General features: G+C 59.6%; 16 protein-coding genes and 6 pseudogenes. 4 read left to right on the top strand and 18 right to left on the bottom strand.

Annotation, left to right across the window (positions count from 1 at the left end; translation table 11 throughout):
* Positions 1–18 precede the first annotated feature (18 nt).
* From ACG873_RS32345 to ACG873_RS32290, 12 genes are all read right to left on the bottom strand, one after another.
* Entirely contained in the window at positions 19–1,452 is a 1,434-nt protein-coding gene (locus ACG873_RS32345; protein WP_394890063.1) for an NAD-dependent succinate-semialdehyde dehydrogenase, read from the bottom strand.
* Between the two features lie 249 nt (positions 1,453–1,701).
* On the bottom strand, positions 1,702–2,601 hold the full coding sequence (locus tag ACG873_RS32340; protein ID WP_394890044.1) for a dihydrodipicolinate synthase family protein: 900 nt from the start codon (positions 2,599–2,601) through the stop codon (positions 1,702–1,704).
* Between the two features lie 6 nt (positions 2,602–2,607).
* Entirely contained in the window at positions 2,608–3,453 is an 846-nt protein-coding gene (locus ACG873_RS32335) for an amino acid ABC transporter ATP-binding protein (RefSeq protein ID WP_394890062.1), read from the bottom strand.
* Positions 3,453–4,106, bottom strand: coding sequence for an amino acid ABC transporter permease (locus ACG873_RS32330; protein WP_394890060.1), 654 nt, complete (start codon positions 4,104–4,106; stop codon positions 3,453–3,455). The genes ACG873_RS32335 and ACG873_RS32330 overlap by 1 nt, the downstream gene beginning before the upstream one ends.
* A 12-nt stretch (positions 4,107–4,118) precedes the next feature.
* Positions 4,119–5,090 carry a proline racemase family protein gene (locus ACG873_RS32325; RefSeq protein WP_394890059.1) on the bottom strand — a complete coding sequence of 324 codons (972 nt, stop codon included), beginning with the start codon at positions 5,088–5,090 and terminating at the stop codon, positions 4,119–4,121.
* A 3-nt stretch (positions 5,091–5,093) separates the two neighbouring features.
* Positions 5,094–5,837, bottom strand: a complete 744-nt coding sequence (locus tag ACG873_RS32320) for a transporter substrate-binding domain-containing protein (protein ID WP_394893805.1) — start codon at positions 5,835–5,837, stop codon at positions 5,094–5,096.
* A 469-nt stretch (positions 5,838–6,306) separates the two neighbouring features.
* Positions 6,307–7,017 (bottom strand): ATP-binding cassette domain-containing protein, encoded by a 711-nt coding sequence (locus ACG873_RS32315; protein ID WP_394890058.1) that lies wholly within the window; start codon positions 7,015–7,017, stop codon positions 6,307–6,309.
* The gene (locus ACG873_RS32310; RefSeq protein ID WP_394890056.1) at positions 7,014–8,852 is read right to left on the bottom strand and encodes a branched-chain amino acid ABC transporter ATP-binding protein/permease; all 1,839 of its coding nucleotides are present in this window, start codon (positions 8,850–8,852) and stop codon (positions 7,014–7,016) included. The genes ACG873_RS32315 and ACG873_RS32310 overlap by 4 nt, the downstream gene beginning before the upstream one ends.
* Positions 8,853–8,863: 11 nt before the next feature.
* Positions 8,864–9,715, bottom strand: coding sequence for a branched-chain amino acid ABC transporter permease (locus tag ACG873_RS32305; protein ID WP_394890054.1), 852 nt, complete (start codon positions 9,713–9,715; stop codon positions 8,864–8,866).
* Between the two features lie 75 nt (positions 9,716–9,790).
* A complete protein-coding gene (locus tag ACG873_RS32300) occupies positions 9,791–11,002 on the bottom strand; it encodes an ABC transporter substrate-binding protein (protein ID WP_394890052.1) in 1,212 nt (403 codons plus the stop codon).
* Between the two features lie 76 nt (positions 11,003–11,078).
* Complete coding sequence (locus ACG873_RS32295) at positions 11,079–11,771, bottom strand: cysteine hydrolase family protein (RefSeq protein WP_394890050.1); 693 nt, start codon at positions 11,769–11,771, stop codon at positions 11,079–11,081.
* Positions 11,772–12,196: 425 nt separating this feature from the next.
* Positions 12,197–12,664, bottom strand: a complete 468-nt coding sequence (locus tag ACG873_RS32290; RefSeq protein ID WP_394890048.1) for an FAD-dependent oxidoreductase — start codon at positions 12,662–12,664, stop codon at positions 12,197–12,199.
* On the opposite strand from ACG873_RS32290, the pseudogene ACG873_RS32285 reads away from it, so the two are divergent.
* Positions 12,608–12,966, top strand: a pseudogene (locus tag ACG873_RS32285) (transposase); the annotation flags it as partial. The gene ACG873_RS32290 and the pseudogene ACG873_RS32285 overlap by 57 nt on opposite strands.
* A 138-nt stretch (positions 12,967–13,104) precedes the next feature.
* On the opposite strand, the pseudogene ACG873_RS32280 reads toward ACG873_RS32285, so the two are convergent.
* The 4 genes and pseudogenes from ACG873_RS32280 to ACG873_RS32265 form a co-directional block, all read right to left on the bottom strand.
* A pseudogene (locus tag ACG873_RS32280) lies at positions 13,105–13,754 on the bottom strand (IS481 family transposase); the annotation flags it as partial.
* Positions 13,755–13,819: 65 nt separating this feature from the next.
* Positions 13,820–14,176: an aldehyde dehydrogenase family protein gene (locus ACG873_RS32275; RefSeq protein WP_394890046.1), complete on the bottom strand. Its 357-nt coding sequence runs from the start codon at positions 14,174–14,176 to the stop codon at positions 13,820–13,822.
* 249 nt (positions 14,177–14,425) lie between these two features.
* On the bottom strand, positions 14,426–15,325 hold the full coding sequence (locus ACG873_RS32270; protein WP_394890044.1) for a dihydrodipicolinate synthase family protein: 900 nt from the start codon (positions 15,323–15,325) through the stop codon (positions 14,426–14,428).
* 6 nt (positions 15,326–15,331) lie between these two features.
* Positions 15,332–15,697 (bottom strand): annotated as a pseudogene (locus ACG873_RS32265) (amino acid ABC transporter ATP-binding protein); the annotation flags it as partial.
* Positions 15,698–16,270: 573 nt separating this feature from the next.
* On the opposite strand from ACG873_RS32265, the gene ACG873_RS32260 reads away from it, so the two are divergent.
* Together ACG873_RS32260 and ACG873_RS32255 are read left to right on the top strand one after the other, a co-directional pair.
* Complete coding sequence (locus ACG873_RS32260; protein ID WP_394890042.1) at positions 16,271–17,227, top strand: hypothetical protein; 957 nt, start codon at positions 16,271–16,273, stop codon at positions 17,225–17,227.
* A gap of 25 nt (positions 17,228–17,252) precedes the next feature.
* Entirely contained in the window at positions 17,253–18,284 is a 1,032-nt protein-coding gene (locus ACG873_RS32255) for an ornithine cyclodeaminase family protein (protein ID WP_394890040.1), read from the top strand.
* A 45-nt stretch (positions 18,285–18,329) separates the two neighbouring features.
* On the opposite strand, the pseudogene ACG873_RS32250 reads toward ACG873_RS32255, so the two are convergent.
* Positions 18,330–19,665, bottom strand: a pseudogene (locus ACG873_RS32250) (IS701 family transposase).
* Positions 19,666–20,146: 481 nt separating this feature from the next.
* On the opposite strand from ACG873_RS32250, the pseudogene ACG873_RS32245 reads away from it, so the two are divergent.
* A pseudogene (locus ACG873_RS32245) lies at positions 20,147–21,491 on the top strand (IS701 family transposase).
* An 18-nt stretch (positions 21,492–21,509) separates the two neighbouring features.
* Here the strand turns inward: ACG873_RS32245 and ACG873_RS32240 are convergent.
* Positions 21,510–22,295: pseudogene (locus ACG873_RS32240) on the bottom strand (IS5 family transposase).
* Between the last annotated feature and the right edge of the window lie 85 nt (positions 22,296–22,380).

Below are 22,380 nucleotides of genomic sequence, written 5' to 3'. Positions count from 1 at the left end.
TTTCCACCTCATCCCCTGCTAGACTTGAAGATGGCCGACATACTTTCTAACTGTATAGGATTCCAGACCCTCTATACCGCCTTCGCGGCCCCAGCCGCTGTCGCCGATTCCGCCGAAGGGGGTTTCCGGGATCGTCACCACCATTTGATTGATGCCGATAACACCCACCTGCAGCTCCTCCGCGATACGACTAGCGGTCGCGGCGCAGTGGGTGAAGGCGTATCCGGCCAAACCATAGGGCAATGCATTCGCCCGTGCGAGGGCCTGTTCTATGTCATCAACAGGTTGTACCAGCGCAAGGGGCCCGAATGGTTCTTCTGTCATGGCCCTCGCTTGGTCGGGAATGTCCGCCAAGATGGTGGGCTTGTACATCAGGCCGGGAGCCTTAAGGCGCTCGCCTCCGGCGATGAGCCGCGCCTGATGGGCAAGAGCGTCGCCGATAAGGTCGTCCATCGCGGCGACGCGGCGGGTGTTGGCGACAGGACCCACGGTGGTGCCCGCTTGCAGACCATCGCCCACCACCTGCTTCTCCACGAAGGCGCGAGCGTGGTCGAGATACTGCTCATAAACCGGACGTTCGACGAAGAAGCGTGTCGGCGAGGTGCAGACCTGGCCAGCGTTGCGCAGCTTGATCGCCATGGAAAGCTCTGCCGCACGCTGGATGTCCGCGTCTTTCGCGACGATTACAGGAGCGTGGCCGCCTAGTTCCATGGTGGCGAGTGTCAGGGTCTCTCCGGCCAGCCGAGCGAGGTGACGGCCCACCGGGGTCGATCCGGTGAAGGAGATCTTGCGGATCACCGGTGAGCGAATGAGGTACTCCGAGACGTCTGCCGGTACGCCGAAGACTACATTCAGCACACCTTTGGGGAGCCCAGCATCGATGAGCGCCCGCGCCATTTCTAGCGTGGTGCCTGGTGTTTCTTCGGCTGGCTTGATGATGCAAGTGCAACCAGCGGCAAGAGCAGGGGCGATCTTGCGGGCGGGCGTCACCGCCGGGAAGTTCCACGGCGTGAAGCAAGCGACGGGGCCAACCGGCTCCTGTGTGACCGTCTGGCGCATATCGGGCAGGCGCGCCGGTATGACACGGCCATAGCTGCGCCGCCCCTCTTCTGCGAACCAGTCAAAGAACTCCGCCGCGGCGGAGATTTCACCTTTTGCCTCTGCGAACGTCTTGCCCTCCTCCAACGTCAGCACCGTAGCAATGTGGTCCAGACGCTGGCGCATCAGGTCAGCGGCGCGGCGCAAGATCTGACCACGCTCGTATGGCGAGGTGCGCTTCCAGCTCTCAAAGGCGCGGCTTGCTGCCGCGAGTGCGCGGTCAAGCTCTGCCGTTCCGGCGTGCGGCAGCGTGCCCAGCGGCTGTTCTGTGGCAGGATTGAGAACTGTTTCGCTCCCGGAATTGGTCTCCTCGATCCATTCGCCGTCGATAAGGAGTGCCAGTTTCGTATACATATTTTCTTCCTTAAACCGAATAGGATGCGCTCAGCCGCCAGTAGGCGGCAGCCACCGGTACAGATCTTCTGTGCCGAGCCAGTCTGAAGCGCGTCGTTGATATTGCCGCGGCTCTCAGCCGTGCATGCAGCTATTTGCCTTGCGGCCGGTGGTTACCTCTACATCCGAAACCAAACGTCTTTCCTGGTGGCTCGACCATGAGCGCGTCGATCTCTTGAAGGACAGGACTCGAGTGCATGTTGGCTGTCCTTAGGCATTGGCCCAACGGGCAAGGCCCGCGTCAGCAATGATCTTGGCGATGGCCGCTTTCTGCTCCTCTGCCAACGGCAGCAGCGGCAGGCGCGGGCCACCGGCGTCGCGGCCGAGCTGGCTCATGGTCTCCTTGATAGCTGCGTAGTAGGCCCCGGACTGGAAGCAACGGTAGAAGGCGAAGACGTCCCGGCTGAGGTCATCCAAGGCCCTATCACCAGTGAGCGCCTTGTCCCAGTAGTCGCGGATCAAGGGCCCGGCGATCTGGTGTGCCATGGCGACGATTCCGTGAGCGCCAACGGCGCGAGCCGGAACGATCATGGTTTCGTAGCCGACGAAGACACGAAGTCTGTCACCCACGCGCTGCACAAGCTCACTCACCTGAGTGATGATGCCGGAGCTATCCTTAATGGCCACCACGGTCGGCAGGGTGGAGAGCTGCTCTACCAGGGCCGGGGTGATGTCGATGCCTGCACGGCGCGGACTGTTGTAGAGCATCAGTGGCAGCGACGTGTTGCGGGAGATGTACTCGAAGAAGGCCAAGATCTCCCGTGGACTCGGCATGGCGTAGATGGGCGGCAGGATCATGCCGCCCGCGCAGCCCGCGGCCACGGCGGACTGGCAGGCTTCCAGTACATCCTCGACACGCAGGTCGGCGACGCCGGCCAGCACGGGCACGCGGTCCACCACATGGTCAACCGTCAATTTGTAGAGGCGCGCGCGCTCGGCCTTGCTGAGGGCATAGAATTCGCCGGTGCTGCCGGCTGCTACGATGCCCTGCGCGCCATGGGCAATCGCGTCATCGATCAGCGCCTTGTATCGGGTCTCATTGATGGAACCATCTGCTCCGAAGGGAGTGACGAGCACGGGGAAAATACCGCTCCAGTTTACATCGGCCATGGTCTGTTATCCTTTGTTTGGAGATAGAGCTCGAGGTGTGGCTGCTGGCGCCACCAAGGGACTGAGAAGACGGGCCTGTTCCGTGAAACGCCCAACGAAAGCCGCGAGCCTGGCATTGGAGACCGACAGCAGGAGTTCACGCGGATCGCCGCTGGCAGCAACGACTCCTCGGTCCATGAAGACCACCCGATCGGCCAACTCATAGGCCAAGCCGATCTCGTGGGTGACGATGACCATGGTCATGCCTTCGGCGGCGAGCTGCCGGATTGCAGCGAGAACCTCGCCGACCAGTTCCGGGTCCAGCGCCGATGTAGGCTCGTCGAACAGCATGATGGTGGGCTGCATGGCAAGTGCACGGGCGATGGCAATACGCTGCTGCTGGCCGCCCGACAACTGCGACGGATATTTATGCCCGGCGTCAGGAAGGCCCATGCGGGTGAGGAGCTTGCGAGCCTGTGCCTCGGCCTCGGCGCGGGGCACCTTCTTTACCACCAGCGGGGCTTCGACGATGTTCTGCAGCGCGGTGCGGTGGGGAAACAGGTTGAAGTTTTGGAACACCATGCCGGTCTTGACGCGCGCCGCGCTGACTTGCGCGTTGGAAAGCTTCAGCCGTTCGGTCCCAAAGCGGCGGAAAAGAGGCGCGCCTTCGATGACGATCTCGCCCTGGTCGGGTTCCAACAACAGGTTCAAGCAGCGCAGCAGCGAGGTCTTACCCGAGCCGCTGGCGCCAATCAGGCAGACCACCTCCCCGCGGTGGACGTCAAGATCGATGCCGCGTAGTACATGGTGCTTCCCGAAGGACTTCTCGATGCCGAGTGCGCTCAGTACGACTTCCGTGGAGGTAGCGGTCATTACGCGGCCTCCTTGCGTTCGAGCCGGCGCGAAAGAGCGCTGAGGGGGAACAGGATGAGGATGAACATGGCACCGATGACTGTGTAGACCTCCATTGGCCGGTAGGTGAAACTGGAAATATAGCCCGCCTGGTAGAGCAGATCGGGGATGGTCAGGACCGAGAGCAGCGTGGTGTTCTTGAGCTGCATGATGGTTTGACCCATAAGTGGCGGCACCATGCGGCGCAGAGCCTGCGGCAGGATGATGCGCTTCATGCGCTGGGCGTAGCCCATGCCCAGCACCACGGCGGCGTCCGTCTGGCCGCGGTCGACGGACTGGACCCCGGCTCGCAGGATCTCGGCATAGAAGCCACTGGCATAGAACCCGAGACCGACAATGCCAGCCGTTTCTTTGCCAATCTCGATTTGAAGGAAGATTGACAGGGCGTAATAGATCCACAGGAGCAACACCAGCAGCGGGATGTTGCGGAAGAACTCCACCCAGATTCGGCCGGCCCAGCGCGCTAGCCGCCAGGGAGTGAGCTGAAGCAGCGCCACGAGGAGACCGATCGCGAGGCCGATGGCGCAGGTATGAACGGTGTATTTCAGAGTGATGAGCAGGCCAAAGGCCAGGAGGTCCCAATTCTCGAAGACGACGGACGGGTCGAATTTCATATCGCTCTCCCTTCAGCTGGGAAGGAAGCCGGCTGACAGCGGATCGTCCGCTTCCAGCACGAGGGTGGAAAATGCGCTGATATGAGCCATGCCGCGCACCTCCGGGATCACGGCGGGCTGGCCGTTACTGCCCCGAGCCAACTCCGCGACCTTCGCCGTGAAGGGCACGCCGAGGATGTTCTCGGCCCGATAGGGCGCGCCAGTCGCCAACTCCCCGCGTGCGTGGAGTTGGGCCAGCCGCGCGGAGGTACCGGTGCCGCAGGGCGAACGGTCGAACTTGTTGCCTGCCAAAATAACCAGATGGCGGGCGCCGCCCTCGATAGCTTGGTGGAATAGCACGCTGCTAACCTGCGGATGACCGCTGGCGGCGTTAAGCGCCTCTTTGATGGCCATGCCGGCGCGACACCAACGGCTGGCGTGGTCGATGCCGAAGGGAAGATCGATCTGGTTCGCATCGACGAGGGCATACAGGATGCCGCCATAGGCGATGTCGCAGGTCACCGTGCCAAGGCCCTCGGCCTCGACGGTTACATCGGCAGAGGCGAGGTAGGAGGGCACGTTGCGCAGCACTACTGAGGTCAGCCGGCCGGCCTCGAAGGTACCGGTCACGTGGACGATGCCCGCCGGCGTCTCGATGGACATGCCGTTTTGTTCGAAGCCTGCAGGAAGCGCACCCATAGCGGCCAGGCTGGCGATGTAGCCGATCGTCGCATGGCCGCACATGTCGGCGTAGGCATACGAGAAGATGAAAAACAGCCCCTGATCTGCCTCGCGGGAAGGCACGGGCACAGCCGCCGCCATGGCGGCATGCCCGCGCGGTTCGTGAAGCAGCAGCCCCCTCAACCCATCGTGGACCGCGCGGAAATCGTCCCGCTGTTCGCGCACGCTGTGCCCGCGCAATGGGGGGATGCCTGCGGTGACCGTTCGGGTGGGGTGCCCTGCGGTATGGCTGTCGATGACGGTGAAGACTTGGCTCGTGCGCATTGCTCAGCAGTACTTTCCGGACTGGGGAACCACCTTCATGTCAATGCCACGCTCGAGCATGTAACGGGTGATTCTCGAGCAGGCGAGACCCAGGGAGTTCTGCTGTGACATCCAGTTCGCCAGGAAGTTGGAGAAGCCCTCATTGCCGGCTTCGCGACGAATGCCGATCGTCGCCGGGTTGCGCAGCACCGGCATGGGTACCACGGCCTTGCCGATGCCCTTGGAGTCCAGCAAGGCGGCGTCCTGGTCGGCAATGATCATGGCGTCAACCTTGCCCGACTGAAGTTCCAGAATAGCTTGATCGCGCGTGGGAACGACGACGATGGTGGCGTTGGGAATAACCGACTCGGCGATGACCTGCATAGTGCTGCCCTTCTGCACGGCGACGCGGGCTTCCTTAGTGTCCATCTCGCGCCAAGTGTTCGGCTCGAAGCCAGGGCGGGTAACGAGCGCCCAAATGCCCTCGACGATAGCACCTGGTACGTAGTCGACGACGAGACCGCGGCGAGGGTTCGGGTTCAGTGCCACAGCGAGGTCAATCTTGCCGGCCTGGAAGTCCGCAGCGAGATTGCCCCACGTGGTTTCATAGTACTCGATCTCAACGCCCAGCAGACCGGCGATATCCTTTCCCCAGTCTACGAAAAAGCCGCTCCATTCGCCGGTGCGGGGATCCTTGATGTAGCCCGGCTCCTCCGCGACCATAACTGGAAACTTCAACCTGCCACTCGATTTGATGCGGTCGAGCACCAACGAGGGGTCCTCGGCTCGTGCAGGCACGGAGGCCAGGCCGAACAATGTAGTCGCGCCAAATACGGCCGCGGCAACTGCTCTTATCCAACGATTCATTGAAGTCTCAATTGCTCCCATTTGAAATATAGCATTTTTGCCAATGCACTATATCATTGCCATGGGACGGCGCAAGGCCAAACTTACGCGTCTACTCACCGCGCCCTACCACACGCGATAGGCGATAAGATCTCCATCCGCTCCCTCGGCACGCTGGCCAGTCCGCCAGTCCCGCCCGGTGTCTGACGGCGGGGTGCTATGGCAGATCGCCGGATGGATCGACGACAGCAACGAAATCCATCCTCACTCAGCGCTCAGAAGGCGCTCCCCCAGGGAGTTCATTCTGGCACAAACCCACTAGCTGGAGTGTCCGGCGAAACGGGGGGTACTACAACCGATCGACTCGGTAGCGCTCTTTATCACGATCTTATCAAATACTTAGATGCTCGGAGATGCAATCGACTGCACCAGCTTCAGCGAAGCTGCCTTCGGCTCGGATTTCCCCTCGCTCCATCAAGCCGTAACGGGTGGCAAATCCGGCAACGAAGTCGACGTTCTGCTCAACTACCAGAATGGTGGTATTCCGTTCGGCATGATCGCGCATGAGAACGTTTCGAACCCGATCAACCGTGAGGGGCTGAAGCCCTTCCGTCACCTCATCCAGGAGAACAAGCTTGGGCTTGGGTAAAAGGGCTCGTGCAACCTTGACCATCGCCTGCTCACCGCCGCTCAAGGTCCCTACGCGCTGGCGCAATCGATTACCAATGAATGGGAACATCTCGATCAGGCGATCCCGACCACTGACAAACTCCTTTTTGCTCAATGAGAGGCTGCCAAGCCGAAGATTCTCGTCCACAGTTAGATCATTGAAGAACGCCTTCTCCTGAGGAGCGCAGGCGAGCCCGGACGAGATGATCCCGTACGTCGGCGTGCCGGCGACCTCTTTTTCGAGGATCTTGATGCTGCCAGCAGTCGGCGTCAGAACACCCAATATGGTCTGCAGCAGGGTCGTCTTTCCCGCCCCGTTCTTTCCGATCAAAGCGTAGATGTCACCGGCGTTGATCTTCAGCCTGACGCCAGACAGCACTTCGACTGCGCCATAACCCGAATGGAGTTGGTCACAGCTCAGGACTGAACTCATTTCATATTCTCCTTGTGTGACCGGCCAAGATACGCATCGCGAACAATCTCAGAGTTCGAGACTTCCTCGACCTTGCCGTTCGCGACAAGCTGCCCGTTAACAAGGACGATAATGCGCGTGCTGATCCGCTTAACGAACTCAAAGTCATGCTCGATCAGAACGATCGCCAGCTGACCTGTTGCAACCAGCCGCGTCAGGACGTCGCCGACCATGGACCTCTCGTGCGTCGTGAGACCTGCCGTGGGCTCATCCAGAATGAGAACGCTGGGCTCCAGAGCCAGAACCATCGCCAGCTCGAGCGCCTGTCTCTGACCATGGCTGATGTCTTTCGCTGGGGTGTTCCACACGTGCTTCAGTCCCAGGGACTCCGCGACCTCCGCTGCACCGCGGGGAAGGATCACCTTGCTGTGTCGATTCCAGACGCTCGGGACTTTGCCCTTCCAGGTGGCAATCTTAAGGCATTCTCCCACTACCAGTGTTTCAAAGATACTTGCACCCTGGAACTTGCGCCCGACGCCTAATCTCATAATGACCTCAGGCGGATTATGCTCAATCGACTTTCCATCGACAAGGATGCATCCGGAGGATCGCTCGTCACCATCAGAGATACATCTGACCAGCGAGGTCTTTCCGGCACCGTTTGGACCGACGATGCTCAAGAGCTCACCACGCTGCACCGTAAAAGACACATCTGTGAGCGCTTGGAAGCTGCCGAACCTCTTTGACACGTTCGATAGGTCGAGCACGGTCTGGCCTGCGACGCTCGATAGTGCCGGCGGCCGTGTTTCGAACAGTGCGTCTGTACCCGCATCCGTCTTTGCCATTAACGTCGTATTGAGCCCAAGCACGGACAAAGCTGACTTGATGCCGTCCCATACAGCTGGCAAGACGCCACGCGGAAGGAACAGGACGACAAGAACGAATGTCAGTCCAAGCAGCCCCTGCCAGTACAATGGAATCGTCGTGGTGAGTTGCGGCGTGACGATCGTAATAAGGATCGCGGCGAGTGCTGGTCCAATGATGGTGGCGCGGCCGCCCAGAATAACCCAGATCAGGACATTCGTCGCGAGCGTCATCCCGAAAAGCGAGGGAGCCACAACTGTCGTATAGAGGGAATAGAATACACCGACAGCCGCGAGAAGCGCATTGCAGACGGAAAAGACCACCGTCTTGATCAGGGGTGTTCTAATCCCGATGTAGCGGCACCGGGCTTCGTTGTCCCGGATCGCCCTCAAGACAAGGCCGAAGTCACTGCCTACGATCCTGAGTGCGGCACCACCAAAAGCCAACAGGCCGATCCCGGCTATCAGATACCAGCTCTGATTGTTGAGTGAGAACGTGGTAAAGCCGCTCAGGCCGTTACTGCCTCCAGTGGCTGCGCCGCCGTAGAGCACAGCTTGCCCAAACAGGACGGAAACTCCCAATGTCACGACTGCCACATAGAACTCCGAAACCTTCGTCCGGCTGTAGAATGCGAGCCACCCGATCAGCGCGCTGAGCAAACCTGCTGCAATCATGGCCACGGCCAGTGCCGCTGCAGTTGATGCAGGGGATGGTGAGACGTGGACGAAAAGCATGCCGAGTGCATACGCACCGGTGCCAAACATCGCTGCCGAGGCGAACGTAAGGATTCCTGAGTATCCCCAGATAACGTCTGTGATAAGTGCGACCGTCCCGAAAATGAAGGCCTGCACCAGTAGTCCCGATGAATAGCCCCCGAGAACCAGGCTCGGGGCCAACACAAGGAAGGAGACGAAGGCAGCCCCAATGGACGAGCCAGATACTCGCCGTTTTGGCGAAGCAGGTGTATCAGAGGGACGATCAACCGCGGACATCAATCGGGCTCCTAGCGCGATTTTAGAAATGAGCTGATACCGTCCGGGAAGAGACGTAGCAGTAGGATTGGAATGGCGATTACGAGAAGGCTCCCCACGACAGGAGCCACAAAGTAAGTCGCCAGCACCTGAGCTGCGGCCAGTCCCACGGCACTCAGCAGCAGCGCTGGCAACGAAATACCGGCAGCCAGAACCACCATGAATGCTGTAACCACCCATGGCGTGCCCATGTGCGGGTCCACACTGGACATCGGTACAATGATCGCGCCGGCAAATGCAGCAAGGGCGCTGCCTAGGGCAAAAGTAATTGAATTCACGCGGTTTGTATTGATTCCAAGGGTCCGTGCCAAAGCCGGATTCATGATGACCGCGCGCGCGATCATGCCGACGTCGGTGTATCGGGCGACCAGTGTCAAACCGATACCAAGTACCAGCGCGACGCCGATTGTGAAGATCTTGTAGGGGGACACAAATATATCGGCGATCTGGAAGGGATCACCCGAAACGATTTCATCGACAAAATGAGTGGATCGGCCGAATCGATCTGAAAGGATCTGTATAATGATGATAGCCAAGCCCCATGTCGCCAGAATCGTATCAAGAGGCCTCCCGTAAAGCCTGCGCACCACAAGCAGTTCTATAATCAGACCTAAGATGAAACCGACGGCTGCGGCGAGTAGGAGAGAGAGCGAGGGATTCCAGCCGTTCTGCGACACAACGACTGCAGCATAGCCGCCGATAGTCAGGAAGGCGCCATGCGCGAGATTCACGACACCCATGATGCTTAAGACAATGAGGAGCCCAACGGATACAGTGAAGAACACACTGGCCGTGGTGATGACATTCAAGGCATGCTCGAGCATGATGTATCTTTTGCGGTTCGGTTTGAGAGGGGGCCAGCCGCAACGGCACGGCTGGCCTGGCTGGTTAAGCTGATCCTATTTCGGCATTCCGAACGGCGGCTGGGGATCGCACTGCTTCGGGGGCTGCTGCACCCCGAGCGACTCTACGACGTTATAAGTTCCCTCCGCCGTCGCCTGTGCGATATAGATCGGCATCGCCGCATGCCTATCCGGCGTCAAGCGTATCGTGCCTTTGGGGCTGCCCTCGAACTCGACCTCTGATAGCGCCTTGAGCACAGCTGACGTCTCCGTCGTTCCGGCTTTGTTTACGGCCAGGGCATAGAGATGCACCGAGTCATAGGCCGGCTCAGAGTAGATTCCCGGCGCCTTCATGTCGTCGCCGAACTTCGCTCTAAGAGCAGAAAGATATTTCTGATTCGCCTCGCTTGGGTCCGTCATGAAGTAGCTGGCAATCATGTATGAGCCTTCGGCAGCACTGCCGATGGCCTCGAGGGTTGTATCGTCGAGCGCAAGGTTGGCCACCACCTTCAAAGACTGCATGAGTCCAGATGACCGGGCCTGCTTGAAGAAAGCGACGTTGTCGGGCGTGCCACCCAATGCCGAAAGGAGAACGTCGGCGCCCGAGTTGCGGATCTTGGTGATGGTCGGGCTGTAGTCGGTGGTGTTGTAGGGGGTGAACTCTTCGCCTAAGATCGTGAGGCCAAATTCCGGAGCAGCCTTCTTCACCATCTCGATTACGATGCGCCCCCAGTTGATGTCACTAGCCACGATGAAGATGTTGGAGGCGCCTTTGCTCTTCAGGAACTTGAGATATGGCACAACCTTCTGGGGCTCAATCTCGCCTGCGGTATACAGGATTGGTCGGCAGTCCCCACCCTCATAAGCATTAGCGTAGATCGCAGGAATATTTGCTCTCTCGGCAACGGGCAGAACCGCAACCCGCGCAGCAGAGGTTTCTCTGAAGATGACCGCGTCAACCCCTTCAGCAACAATTTTCTCCCAGGCCTGGCGTGCGATGTTGGGATCGCTTGCATCATCGGCGACCTTCAACTCCAGCCCGCCTCCGAGCACACCACCAGCGGCGTTGACCTCGTCAACCGCCAATTGAGCGCTTTGCATTCCGGCTTCGCCAATGAGACTTATGTTCCCACTGAATTCCGTGACGAAGCCTACCGTGGCTCCTTTTTCGTTTGATTGAGCTTGAGCATCCCATGCGCAGAGCCCCATCGCACTGACGGCTAAAAGGCTCAAGCTTAACGCATATTTCCTCACCGCAAAAAACTGCATTGGTCTATCTCCTCACCTATCCGTTTTTCTGACTTGGGTTTGGATTCGGTTGATCCGATCAGCCGAATCTCTCTCTCTAGGCATCAACGACCTTACGCGCGCCTCCCTGTATCTCGTGAACAACTCGATCTGTGTCTTTCACGACGCAGTAGGCGGCCGGCAGTATCTCAAGCGCAAAACGCTGATGCTCCTCGCTCATTGCTGCGCATGCGTCGCTCACAAGCACCACGTTGTAGCCACGATCGCCGGCATCCCGAACTGCCGTTTCAACACAGTAATTTGTGTTCACACCGGTGACGATCAGCGTATCAACACCGAGATTCCGAAGGATCTGATCGATGGCGGTCGAGTTGAACACTCCCGAAGCGCCTTTCGTCAGCACGATCTCGTTTTCCAAAGGTTTGATTTCATCGAGAATCTCGCTTTCGCGAGAGTTCGCTGGAGCGAGCAAGTTCAGCCGCTTGTGCTCGATGCTGACATCACGGCAGTCCTTCACAAGGGACGCGATGCGCGGATAGACGATCTGGACCCCGGCATTGCGGCAAACATTGAGCAGCCTTTGAGTATTTGGAATGACTACCTGTTCGATCTGTTGAAAATAGTACTCGTACCGATGGGCCACTCCAAGACGCTTGGCCTCTGCTCCCATGCCGTAATCCCGATGGGCATCCAGATATTGCATGTCAACAATCACCAGCGCAGTCTTCTCTGGCACAATGTCGAAATTGATTGTTTTCAGTACTCTGGCAAAGACTTCAGAATCGCTCATGGTTTCTCCTCCCGCGAAGCTTTCTCTAGGCTGATGGGCTCAAGCTGCAAGTTCGTTCTAACGAAGATTCACTCGTTCATGATCGTTAGGATCGATCCTTTCCCTTGACCGATCGGAACGCTCAGAATGGTCGCTGTACGACAACTCAGCGGGGCCGGTTCGTTCGGAGTGACCAGTGACCCTTCGGCAAGCGCATTTGGATCGGTCGGAACAGCCACTATTCGTGGGGATGTCTTGGCCGCCGATCGCCCGCACTCTCCTCCCTTTAAATTGACCCATCTCAATTTTCGAGTGAACCATATCATTTACGTGGGGCAGCGCAAGATAAAACTTGCACGTAGGCGCAATAACTCTATCGCAGGCGATAAGGAGCGCAGGAGCCCGAGGCGTGCGGCCCGCGACGAGGTCGCAGACGACGGCAGCGGTCATGGGCGCGGCGCTGATGCCATGTGGCCGTGCGCTGTGGTGAACAGGATAGCGGCATACTTTTCATGGGGGCAGATGATCGGCAGGCTGTCTGGCGTCGAAGGCCGCACGCCCATCCAGTTGCTCACTTTGGTGATGGCCATGTCTGGCAGCATGGTGCGTGCACAAGCGAGCAGCTTTTCGCTTTGCCTTTCGTCGGGTGGCGCATCGGGCGTGTCGACCTCCGCGATGCCCAGATGCGCAGTCCCTCGTCCAGCGGCGTGGCAACGAAGGCCGAGGCGGGGTCGGTCACGGGGCGGCTGACGGCGCCGGAAATCCCGGCAAGGTGATGCGATAGCCGCGCTCGCTCGCCAGCGACAGGGAAACTCCCACGGAGCGCGCCGGTCGCGGCTGGTGCCGTCTTCATGTATGGGGATGGACGCCTCCCCGCAACCGCGCTCGTGGCCAGCGTCGACGACGCCCGTCACTTCCGCTCAGGTCGCGAACTCGCCGCGTGGACTGGACTGGTGCCGCGACAATACACAACCTGTGGCAAGCCTCGTCTCGGCGGCATTGGCCGTCGTGCCAACTACTATCTGCGCCGGCGGATGATAGACGGTGCTCGGGCCGTGATCAGCCGGCTTGCAAACATGGGGATCGTCGCTCAGTCTGGCGGAAGGCGATCGTGGAGCGTCGCGGGTTCAACAAGGCGCTCGTCGCGCTTGCCAACAAGACTGCGCACACCGCATGGGCGCTGTTCCCGCAAAAGGAGAGTTACGCCGCCGGCTGATCTACCCGCGAGCCACCGATCGTCGCCGACACGGCGATGAGAGCGAGGTAGATACTGATGGCACAACGGCACGACCCGCCGCTTCGAAGCCTGATCTATGACAAGGCCCGCGAGATCGATCATGTTATGAGGATAGAGCTAGCTGTGGAGCCTCAACAGATTGTCCTCGGTCAGGCCGAGTCGCTGATGGGTGGTTTTGAGCCGATACTGCGATGTGGTCTATGCCAATTGGAGCGGTGAAGCCATCGTGGCAGTTCGGCGTTGCGCTCGTCTGAGGTGTTGTAGGCGCGAGCGTAGGCCCATTCGCGCAAGCTTGTCTGAATGAAGCGCTCAGCTTTCCCGTTGGTCCTTGGAGTGTAGGGCTTGGTGAATATCTGACGCAGGCCAAGACGTTTGCAGGCTGCCCGGAAAGTCTTCGAGCGGTAGCCGGAGCCGTTATCGGTCATCACGCGCTCGATACGGATTCCCAACTTGGCAAAATATGAAAAGGCGGCCTCGAGGAAGGCGACGGCGCTCTTTCTTGCGCTCATCGGGCGCGACCTGGACGAGAGCGACACGCGAAGCATCGTCGATGCAGACATGGACGAACTCTCAGCCGATGCCGAGGTGGCGGTTGACCACGCCAGTTTGCTGCGGTATCCTACCGAGCCGGTCCGGCCGAGCTTCTTGATGTCGAGATGGATGAGTTCGCCCGGATGCTTCCGTTCATAGCGGCGCACGGGTTCCGGCTCCAAGGCGCTCAGCTTGTTCACGCCCAACCGGCGCAGAACACGGCGACAGTCGCTGGCGAGGCGCCTAGCGAACTCCCATCGAGGCCAGGGGCGTGATCTATCCAGCTATAGGCTGGATAGATTCAGTCACCGCCGGAATTCCACGGCGTGAAGAACTCCGCCGCGGCGGAGATTTCACCTTTTGCCTCTGCGAACGTCTTGCCCTCCTCCAACGTCAGCACCGTAGCAATGTGGTCCAGACGCTGGCGCATCAGGTCAGCGGCGCGGCGCAAGATCTGACCACGCTCGTATGGCGAGGTGCGCTTCCAGCTCTCAAAGGCGCGGCTTGCTGCCGCGAGTGCGCGGTCAAGCTCTGCCGTTCCGGCGTGCGGCAGCGTGCCCAGCGGCTGTTCTGTGGCAGGATTGAGAACTGTTTCGCTCCCGGAATTGGTCTCCTCGATCCATTCGCCGTCGATAAGGAGTGCCAGTTTCGTATACATATTTTCTTCCTTAAACCGAATAGGATGCGCTCAGCCGCCAGTAGGCGGCAGCCACCGGTACAGATCTTCTGTGCCGAGCCAGTCTGAAGCGCGTCGTTGATATTGCCGCGGCTCTCAGCCGTGCATGCAGCTATTTGCCTTGCGGCCGGTGGTTACCTCTACATCCGAAACCAAACGTCTTTCCTGGTGGCTCGACCATGAGCGCGTCGATCTCTTGAAGGACAGGACTCGAGTGCATGTTGGCTGTCCTTAGGCATTGGCCCAACGGGCAAGGCCCGCGTCAGCAATGATCTTGGCGATGGCCGCTTTCTGCTCCTCTGCCAACGGCAGCAGCGGCAGGCGCGGGCCACCGGCGTCGCGGCCGAGCTGGCTCATGGTCTCCTTGATAGCTGCGTAGTAGGCCCCGGACTGGAAGCAACGGTAGAAGGCGAAGACGTCCCGGCTGAGGTCATCCAAGGCCCTATCACCAGTGAGCGCCTTGTCCCAGTAGTCGCGGATCAAGGGCCCGGCGATCTGGTGTGCCATGGCGACGATTCCGTGAGCGCCAACGGCGCGAGCCGGAACGATCATGGTTTCGTAGCCGACGAAGACACGAAGTCTGTCACCCACGCGCTGCACAAGCTCACTCACCTGAGTGATGATGCCGGAGCTATCCTTAATGGCCACCACGGTCGGCAGGGTGGAGAGCTGCTCTACCAGGGCCGGGGTGATGTCGATGCCTGCACGGCGCGGACTGTTGTAGAGCATCAGTGGCAGCGACGTGTTGCGGGAGATGTACTCGAAGAAGGCCAAGATCTCCCGTGGACTCGGCATGGCGTAGATGGGCGGCAGGATCATGCCGCCCGCGCAGCCCGCGGCCACGGCGGACTGGCAGGCTTCCAGTACATCCTCGACACGCAGGTCGGCGACGCCGGCCAGCACGGGCACGCGGTCCACCACATGGTCAACCGTCAATTTGTAGAGGCGCGCGCGCTCGGCCTTGCTGAGGGCATAGAATTCGCCGGTGCTGCCGGCTGCTACGATGCCCTGCGCGCCATGGGCAATCGCGTCATCGATCAGCGCCTTGTATCGGGTCTCATTGATGGAACCATCTGCTCCGAAGGGAGTGACGAGCACGGGGAAAATACCGCTCCAGTTTACATCGGCCATGGTCTGTTATCCTTTGTTTGGAGATAGAGCTCGAGGTGTGGCTGCTGGCGCCACCAAGGGACTGAGAAGACGGGCCTGTTCCGTGAAACGCCCAACGAAAGCCGCGAGCCTGGCATTGGAGACCGACAGCAGGAGTTCACGCGGATCGCCGCTGGCAGCAACGACTCCTCGGTCCATGAAGACCACCCGATCGGCCAACTCATAGGCCAAGCCGATCTCGTGGGTGACGATGACCATGGTCATGCCTTCGGCGGCGAGCTGCCGGATTGCAGCGAGAACCTCGCCGACCAGTTCCGGGTCCAGCGCCGATGTAGGCTCGTCGAACAGCATGATGGTGGGCTGCATGGCAAGTGCACGGGCGATGGCAATACGATCCCCGTCAGGTGTTGGAGCCGGCGCAGCCACGCAAGCCTTCCGCCGGCTCGGCCGCTCCGGAGAATGCAGCCTTCGCGGCTCTGTCGGTGAGCGAAATAATTCCAATTCCTTCCCAGCCCGCGACGCGTTCGCCGACAAACTTGCATCTATCGTGCCAAACGCGAGCCTTCTTTCAAGCGATAGGACGCCGTTCTCCTGCGATGTTGCATGTCCGGCAGCGGCCATCGGGGTGTTGCATGTCCGATAGCGGACAACGCGGCCCTGCGGTTGGATGAAGCTTTCCTGCGGAAGATCTCTGCCAGGACCTCCAACTGTCGGTTTGTCGAACCCAAGGCGCAGCGCTATTCGGCCCACCTTCTGCCGCACCTCGCATGTCTTGAGAAAGTCATTTTCTGAAGCTCCTTGCGTGCAGTTGGTACGCTTCTTGAAGTCCTCTCGTTGTAGGCGGCCTGAGCTGCCAACCGGTATGGCGTCGCTCGGCCGCGTCTCGCGGCGAAGTTCGCTGAAAGGCCCCGAAGGCGTTCGTCGTCAACTTCCGGTTTGAGCTTCGATGAACTTCAGGAGGGACCAATGCCTGAGCTCCTTGGCATTTATGTCGATCACCGGATGGCCACGCCTTTGGCAATGGCGCAGCTTTCGGCGAAGATCAAACCACTTGCGCCAGAACTTGCGAAAGGTGGCGTTCTCCTGCTCGCAACTTGCGCACGGGTTGAAGCCTATGGCGACGAGCCCGCACTCAGAAATATCGACAGCAGGATATTTCCAGGCCTTTCTTACGAAAGCATTGAAGGTGCGGCCGAAATTGCTAAACGTCTGGCTGAGATCGCATCTAGCGCTCATTCCCAGATCCTCGGTGAGAGTTACGTCAGCCAGCAGCTCACAAAGTCTATCGAACTTGTAAATCAAAACCTTCCGATTTTCCAGGTCGCACGGTTCGCCCTTGATATCGGATGGGCCGCGCGCGAGCGACAGAGGTTCATCGCATCGTTCAACTATGATCAGATCGTCCGAGAAATCATAGCTGACCGCTTTCGGAATGGAGAGCTACCTGACCGACTTTATATCATCGGGGCAGGTATGCTGGGGCGCGGCCTTATCAAGAGTGGCGTGGGAGAGCGATTCCGTTCTGCGACAATTATAACGCGGAACCCCAATAATCTTCGCAAACGTCTCCGCCGTTACGCTGATATGGAAGTCACGCTCATGCGCCCGGACGAGATTGGACAACAACAAGAGCCACGGTCGATTGTTGTTATCGCGACCGACCATGTGAATGATGAATACGGTACCACACTGCAGAACGCGCTTCTGCGGTTAGAGCCACGCACCATAGTGGATCTATCGTCCATACCGGTCTTGTCGGATGCAGGCGTTAGAAGGCTTAACTATGTGACTATATACGACGAAGAATTTCTCCGGTTCGTCGAACAGAACAACAAGCAGCTGGCTCCGAAATTGCCGCTCCTGTTTTCCGACATAGAGGCAACACTCCAAGGGTGCAGATCTGTCTTCGCCAAGCCAACGTAACTCAGTACATGCCGGCGGCAGAACAATGACGCTCAAAACAGAAGGTCCGGACCGTTCCAGCGCCGATCTTAAAACCAGAAGAAGAGGCAATATGACCACGTCTGTCATAAGATGGCTAAGTCGAAATGACGTTGCGCGGGCGAATCTGCCACTCGCTTCAGCATTAGACATAATCGAAGAGACTCTTCGTGATCACGGTAATGGCGCATTCGAAAATCCACCAAAGATCGGAATCCACCCGACGCGCGAAGCATTCATTCATGCAATGGCTGGCTGGCTTCCAAAGCAACGCCGCGCCGGTCTTAAATGGGTTTCCGGTTACCCCGGTAATCAGAAAGTCAGCTTGCCAAACGTCGCGGGGCTTTTGGTGTTAAACAATCCGGACACGGGCCTACCAATCTGCGTGATGGATGCAGCTTACCTGACGGCAGTTCGCACTGCGGCAGTGTCGGCTATCACCAGCAAGTATTTGTCGCCCAATCGGGTGGACAGAATAGCCATAATCGGTGCCGGTCTTCAGGGCCTCTATCATGTAAAAATGCTGTCGTTTATTCACCCCGCCGCAGAATTCCGGGTTGTCGATATCAACGAGACTGCCGTCAGTCAGTTGACCGAACAGACCTGCTCCAAAACGCGGATAGTTCACGTGAAAAAGGCTGAGGCGGCAATCCGCAGCGCTGATGTCGTAGTGACCGCAACAAGTCGATTGGAGGACACGGCCTTCCGGTTTGGATGGGTCAAGGAGGGCAGCTTGGTTCTGCCTGTCCATGTCCGTGGATGGTCACAGGATATAACGACGGCTTCGGATGTATTGTTGACTGACGATGTCGAGCAATTCAACAACTACATCGTTACTGCAGGCTCTCCGTATCGGGACATTTCTCGAGTTCTTGGATCTGTCAGCGATGTCATCGTAGGAAGGCTCGCCGGCAGAGTTCGCAATGCTGATCGCATTACGGTTTTCAATGTCGGCCTTGCATTGCATGATATTGCTATAGGTTCTGCAATACTCGATATCGCAGAGCAACAGGGCTTCGGGACGATCGTATCCTACTAGCACTACTTTGGCACTTTAGGTTCGACGGCGTCAGCGAGGAGTTTCTCACAGTGTGGGCATCGCCTGGGTGGCGGCCGTGCGAAGAGGTCGAGGATGGCTTGCCTGATGGCCGGCATGCTTGGCTTTGGCGGCGGTCCTCCGACTCTTTTTTTCCGTCCCGCTGCTTTGAGGCGGCGGGATTGAAGGAAGGCGTAGGCGATCATCGTCATCAACGCATGTCGATGTAATCCCGTCCAGGATCTACCTTCGAAGTGGTCGAGTCCAAGCTCTTCCTTGAGCTGCTGGTGGGCCTGTTCACAGATCCACCTGGCCTTGATCGTGGCAGCGAGCGTCTTGATGGTGGCATCGGCCGGCAGGTTCGACACATAGTATTTTTGCTCCCCGGTCGACCGCCGCTCGCCGACGAGCCAAACCTCGTCGCCAGGCATGCATTGCATACGGTTATCGAGCATCCGGTGCTTATGGCCATCCGCAACACGGACACGGCGGGCCGCGAAGAGACAGGTCAGCCGACCTTTGGTGCCCCGCCGCCAGCTGACCTTTTGCCATTTCCCTTCGGCCAACAACGTTTCAGCACAGACCGGGGGCTGATCAGGGATGTGGTATTTGCGGGGCTTTCCGGCCTTCGCGACGGGGAAGATCAGGGCAACGTCGGCGGGATAGACGTTCTGGCGTCGCGACAGACCCACTGCCCACAGCAGACCGCGCTCGCTCAAAGCCTGACGGAAGGGTCCGCTGGAGCCGTACCCTGAATCGGCAAGCACACAGCCAAAACGCGCACCGGAAGCGATGACGCGGTCGACCTCCTCGATCGCAATGTCCGGCTTTGTCAGAGCAGTCTGTTTATCCTTCGGCACACGAGCCCGCGCCATACGTTCAGGATCATCTGTCCAGCTCTCGGGCAGGAATAGCCGCAGGCCCCACCATCACCGGCACCTCGCGCGACGCCAAGGTTACCGAGACCAGCGACTGACAATTGGCAGTCTTTCCGAGCGACGAGGCATATTGTGGCGCGACGCCGACCGAGTGACGTCCCTTCTTGGGCAACGCCGTGTCATCGATGACAAGAAAGCCCGCCTGATCGCCAACCAGGTCATCTGCCTCCTTCAGCAGGGCAGCCTCGAGTGGAGCACTGTCCCAAACTCCGGCAGCGACGAAATGATGGAGCTGATCGTAGCCGACCTCGCCAGCGCGCGCCGCTATCGGCTGAACGCTCTTGCGGTCTCCTGGACCAATCAAACCCGCGACATAGAGAGGACACATCCGCGCCCGCGTCTTGTGCCCTAGCGCCGCGACAAACGGCACAAGCCAGCGCCCCAGATCAGCTTGCCAGTTCCCATCCATGGCCGGCCCCTCCAAAAGCCGACCTCATATGAATCACGCAAAATCGCTCTTGGGAATCTGGAGGCTTCTGTGAGGTCCGCATGCTCGACGGAGCGGGCCGGCTGGTTGTCGGACCTCATTGTAAGCCGGATTGAACGAAGCCGCGGGACGGTCTGGCGCTATGGGGATTGTAGCCTGGAGGAGCGGTCGGGATCGTCTTCGCCAGGCTGATGAAGGGCGTTCACGATGCGACCACAGCGAAGGATGGCGCGGTGGACGGCGGAACCGTGATGGCGCCAGCCGTCGGACAGGCTCCAGTGCCTTCCATCGCTGTGGTCGCATCGTGAACGCCCTTCATCAGCCTGGCGAAGACGATCCCGACCGCTCCTCCAGGCTACAATCCCCATAGCGCCAGACCGTCCCGCGGCTTCGTTCAATCCGGCTTACAATGAGGTCCGACAACCAGCCGGCCCGCTCCGTCGAGCATGCGGACCTCACAGAAGCCTCCAGATTCCCAAGAGCGATTTTGCGTGATTCATATGAGGTCGGCTTTTGGAGGGGCCGGCCATGAACAGGGATTGGCAACTCGATCTGAAGCGGTGGCTTGAGCCGTTCGTCTCGGCGTTGAGGCACAAGACGCGTGCGCGGATGTGTCCGGCCTATATTGCTGGGCTGATTGGCCTTGGGGATCGCAAGAGCGTCCAACCGATGGCGGCGCGCGACGTAGGCGTCAACTATGACCAGCTGCACCACTTCATCGCGAGCGGCGTGTGGGATGCTGCGCCGCTGGAGAAGGTGCTGCTCGCGGAGGCCGACAGACAAGTTGGCGGGAACGATGCGTGGCTGATCGTGGACGACACCGCGCTCCCCAAGAAGGGGCGCCACTCGGTCGGCGTCGCGCCGCAATATGCCTCGGCGCTTGGCAAGAACGCCAACTGCCAGACGCTGGTGTCGCTGACGCTGGCCTCTGGCGAAGTGCCGGTCATGGTGGGGCTGCGGCTGTTTCTGCCCGAGAGCTGGACTTCCGATCGCGCCCGGCTCGACCGTGCCGGTGTGCCCGAGGACCATCGTGCCTACAGGACCAAGCCCGAAATCGCGCTGGCCGAGATCGACCGGGCTCGCGCAGCCGGCTTACGCTTTGGCTGCGTGCTCGCCGATGCCGGATACGGCTTAAGCGCTCCCTTCCGGCAGGCGCTCACCGAGCGCGGCCTGATCTGGGCCGTCGGCATCCCGTTCAAGCAGAAGGTCTATGCCGCCGACGTGGCGATGATCTTCCCCGTTGCCGGACGCGGCCGCCCGCGCCAGCGGCATATCCCCGATGTGAAGTCGATGACCGCGCAGGCGATGCTGGAAAAAACCCAATGGCGGACGGTCAGTTGGCGGCGTGGCACCAAAGGCCGCCTCTCGGCGCGCTTCGCCACTGTCCGTGTCCGGGTTGCAGATGGCCCACCCCAGCGCATCCGCGACATGGGCGCTCAACATCTGCCCGGCGAGGAGGTCTGGGTGATCGGCGAGCACCGCTCGACCGGCGAGCGCAAATACTACCTCTCCAACTTGCCTGCCGACACCCCGCTCAAGCAGATCGCAGGCGCCATCAAGGCGCGCTGGGTCTGCGAACAGGCGCATCAGCAACTCAAGGAGGAACTTGGCCTCGACCACTTCGAGGGGCGCTCATGGACGGGCCTGCACCGGCACGCGCTGATGACGATGATCGCTTACGCCTTCCTGCAATCTCGCCGCCTCAAACAAGCGGGAGGGGGAAAAAAGAATCCTCGGCCCGCCGCCCCAACCGAGCCTACCCGCCGTCAGGCAAGCCATCCTCACCGCGCTCGCGCAGCCGCCCCCAATCCGTTGTCCCCACTGCCGCAGAACCCTCTCCGCTAAAAATCTGCCAAAGTAGTGCTAGGCCGCAGACTCATAACTTTTCAACAGATGCGAACCGACGCGAGTTTGATTGCTGCGAGGAAGTTTAGCGGGTCTCGGTCGTATCGGGTCGTATCGGAGCGTATCGGGTGGCTATGCCTATGAAGTGTTTGAGTTTGTTGAAGTATCGCTCGATGAGATTGCGCTGCTTGTAGAGCCATGCGCTGAAGGGGAAGCTGCCCGTTCGGGTTTTCTTCGGCGGGATGTTTGCCCATGCGCCTCGCTGCGCCGCCAGGTCGCGAATGACGTTGCTGTCGTAAGCGCGATCTGCGAGCAGGATCGCATCGGGCCGGAGGACGTCGAGCATGGCGACTGCGGGCTTGCCGTCATGTGCCTGCCCTGCGGTCAGGACGAGATCGACCGGTCGGCCTTCGGCATCGACAAGCGCGTGGATCTTGGTCGTGAGCCCGCCGCGGGAACGTCCCATGCAAACATCGTCATCGCGCCTTTTTCCGTGGCCGCATGTTGATGAACGCGGACACAGGAGGAGTCGATCATGATGATCTCGCCGTCGAAAGCCTTGGAAACCGCCGCCAGCAGCCGATCCCAGACCCCGGCTTTGCGCCATCGCACGAACCGGTTGTAGCATGTGGTGTAGGGACCATATCGATCCGGCACATCCGCCCAGGGCGATCCGGTCCGGAAACGCCAAAGAATGCCGTTGAGAACCTTGCGGTCGTCAACGCGCGCCACGCCTCGAACCTTGTTCGGCAGATGAGGCTGGATCACACTCCATTCAAAATCACTCAGTTCGTAACGGCGCATTCAAGCCTCCAAAAGAAGGCTTGAATCAGAACTCGTCACAAAGCGGCACCTCAATTTATGAGTTTGCGGCCTTAGCAGGCTTCTC

The sequence above is a fragment of the Allomesorhizobium aridi genome (genome assembly GCF_043769475.1).
In the GTDB taxonomy this organism is placed as follows: domain Bacteria; phylum Pseudomonadota; class Alphaproteobacteria; order Rhizobiales; family Rhizobiaceae; genus Allomesorhizobium.
Note: the sequence above shows the minus strand (reverse complement) of the source record. Positions and strands in the feature narration are given on the sequence as shown.

What these genes read in the sequence shown, in the direction of transcription:
- ACG873_RS32310 (WP_394890056.1), bottom strand. Translation starts at nt 8,852, where the DNA reads ATGTCCGCGGTTGATCGTCCCTCTGATACACCTGCTTCGCCAAAACGG.
- ACG873_RS32315 (WP_394890058.1), bottom strand. Translation starts at nt 7,017, where the DNA reads ATGAGTTCAGTCCTGAGCTGTGACCAACTCCATTCGGGTTATGGCGCA.
- ACG873_RS32305 (WP_394890054.1), bottom strand. Translation starts at nt 9,715, where the DNA reads ATGCTCGAGCATGCCTTGAATGTCATCACCACGGCCAGTGTGTTCTTC.
- ACG873_RS32255 (WP_394890040.1), top strand. Translation starts at nt 17,253, where the DNA reads ATGACGCTCAAAACAGAAGGTCCGGACCGTTCCAGCGCCGATCTTAAA.
- ACG873_RS32260 (WP_394890042.1), top strand. Translation starts at nt 16,271, where the DNA reads ATGCCTGAGCTCCTTGGCATTTATGTCGATCACCGGATGGCCACGCCT.
- ACG873_RS32340 (WP_394890044.1), bottom strand. Translation starts at nt 2,601, where the DNA reads ATGGCCGATGTAAACTGGAGCGGTATTTTCCCCGTGCTCGTCACTCCC.
- ACG873_RS32270 (WP_394890044.1), bottom strand. Translation starts at nt 15,325, where the DNA reads ATGGCCGATGTAAACTGGAGCGGTATTTTCCCCGTGCTCGTCACTCCC.
- ACG873_RS32325 (WP_394890059.1), bottom strand. Translation starts at nt 5,090, where the DNA reads ATGCGCACGAGCCAAGTCTTCACCGTCATCGACAGCCATACCGCAGGG.
- ACG873_RS32295 (WP_394890050.1), bottom strand. Translation starts at nt 11,771, where the DNA reads ATGAGCGATTCTGAAGTCTTTGCCAGAGTACTGAAAACAATCAATTTC.
- ACG873_RS32330 (WP_394890060.1), bottom strand. Translation starts at nt 4,106, where the DNA reads ATGAAATTCGACCCGTCCGTCGTCTTCGAGAATTGGGACCTCCTGGCC.
- ACG873_RS32300 (WP_394890052.1), bottom strand. Translation starts at nt 11,002, where the DNA reads ATGCAGTTTTTTGCGGTGAGGAAATATGCGTTAAGCTTGAGCCTTTTA.
- ACG873_RS32345 (WP_394890063.1), bottom strand. Translation starts at nt 1,452, where the DNA reads ATGTATACGAAACTGGCACTCCTTATCGACGGCGAATGGATCGAGGAG.
- ACG873_RS32335 (WP_394890062.1), bottom strand. Translation starts at nt 3,453, where the DNA reads ATGACCGCTACCTCCACGGAAGTCGTACTGAGCGCACTCGGCATCGAG.
- ACG873_RS32275 (WP_394890046.1), bottom strand. Translation starts at nt 14,176, where the DNA reads ATGTATACGAAACTGGCACTCCTTATCGACGGCGAATGGATCGAGGAG.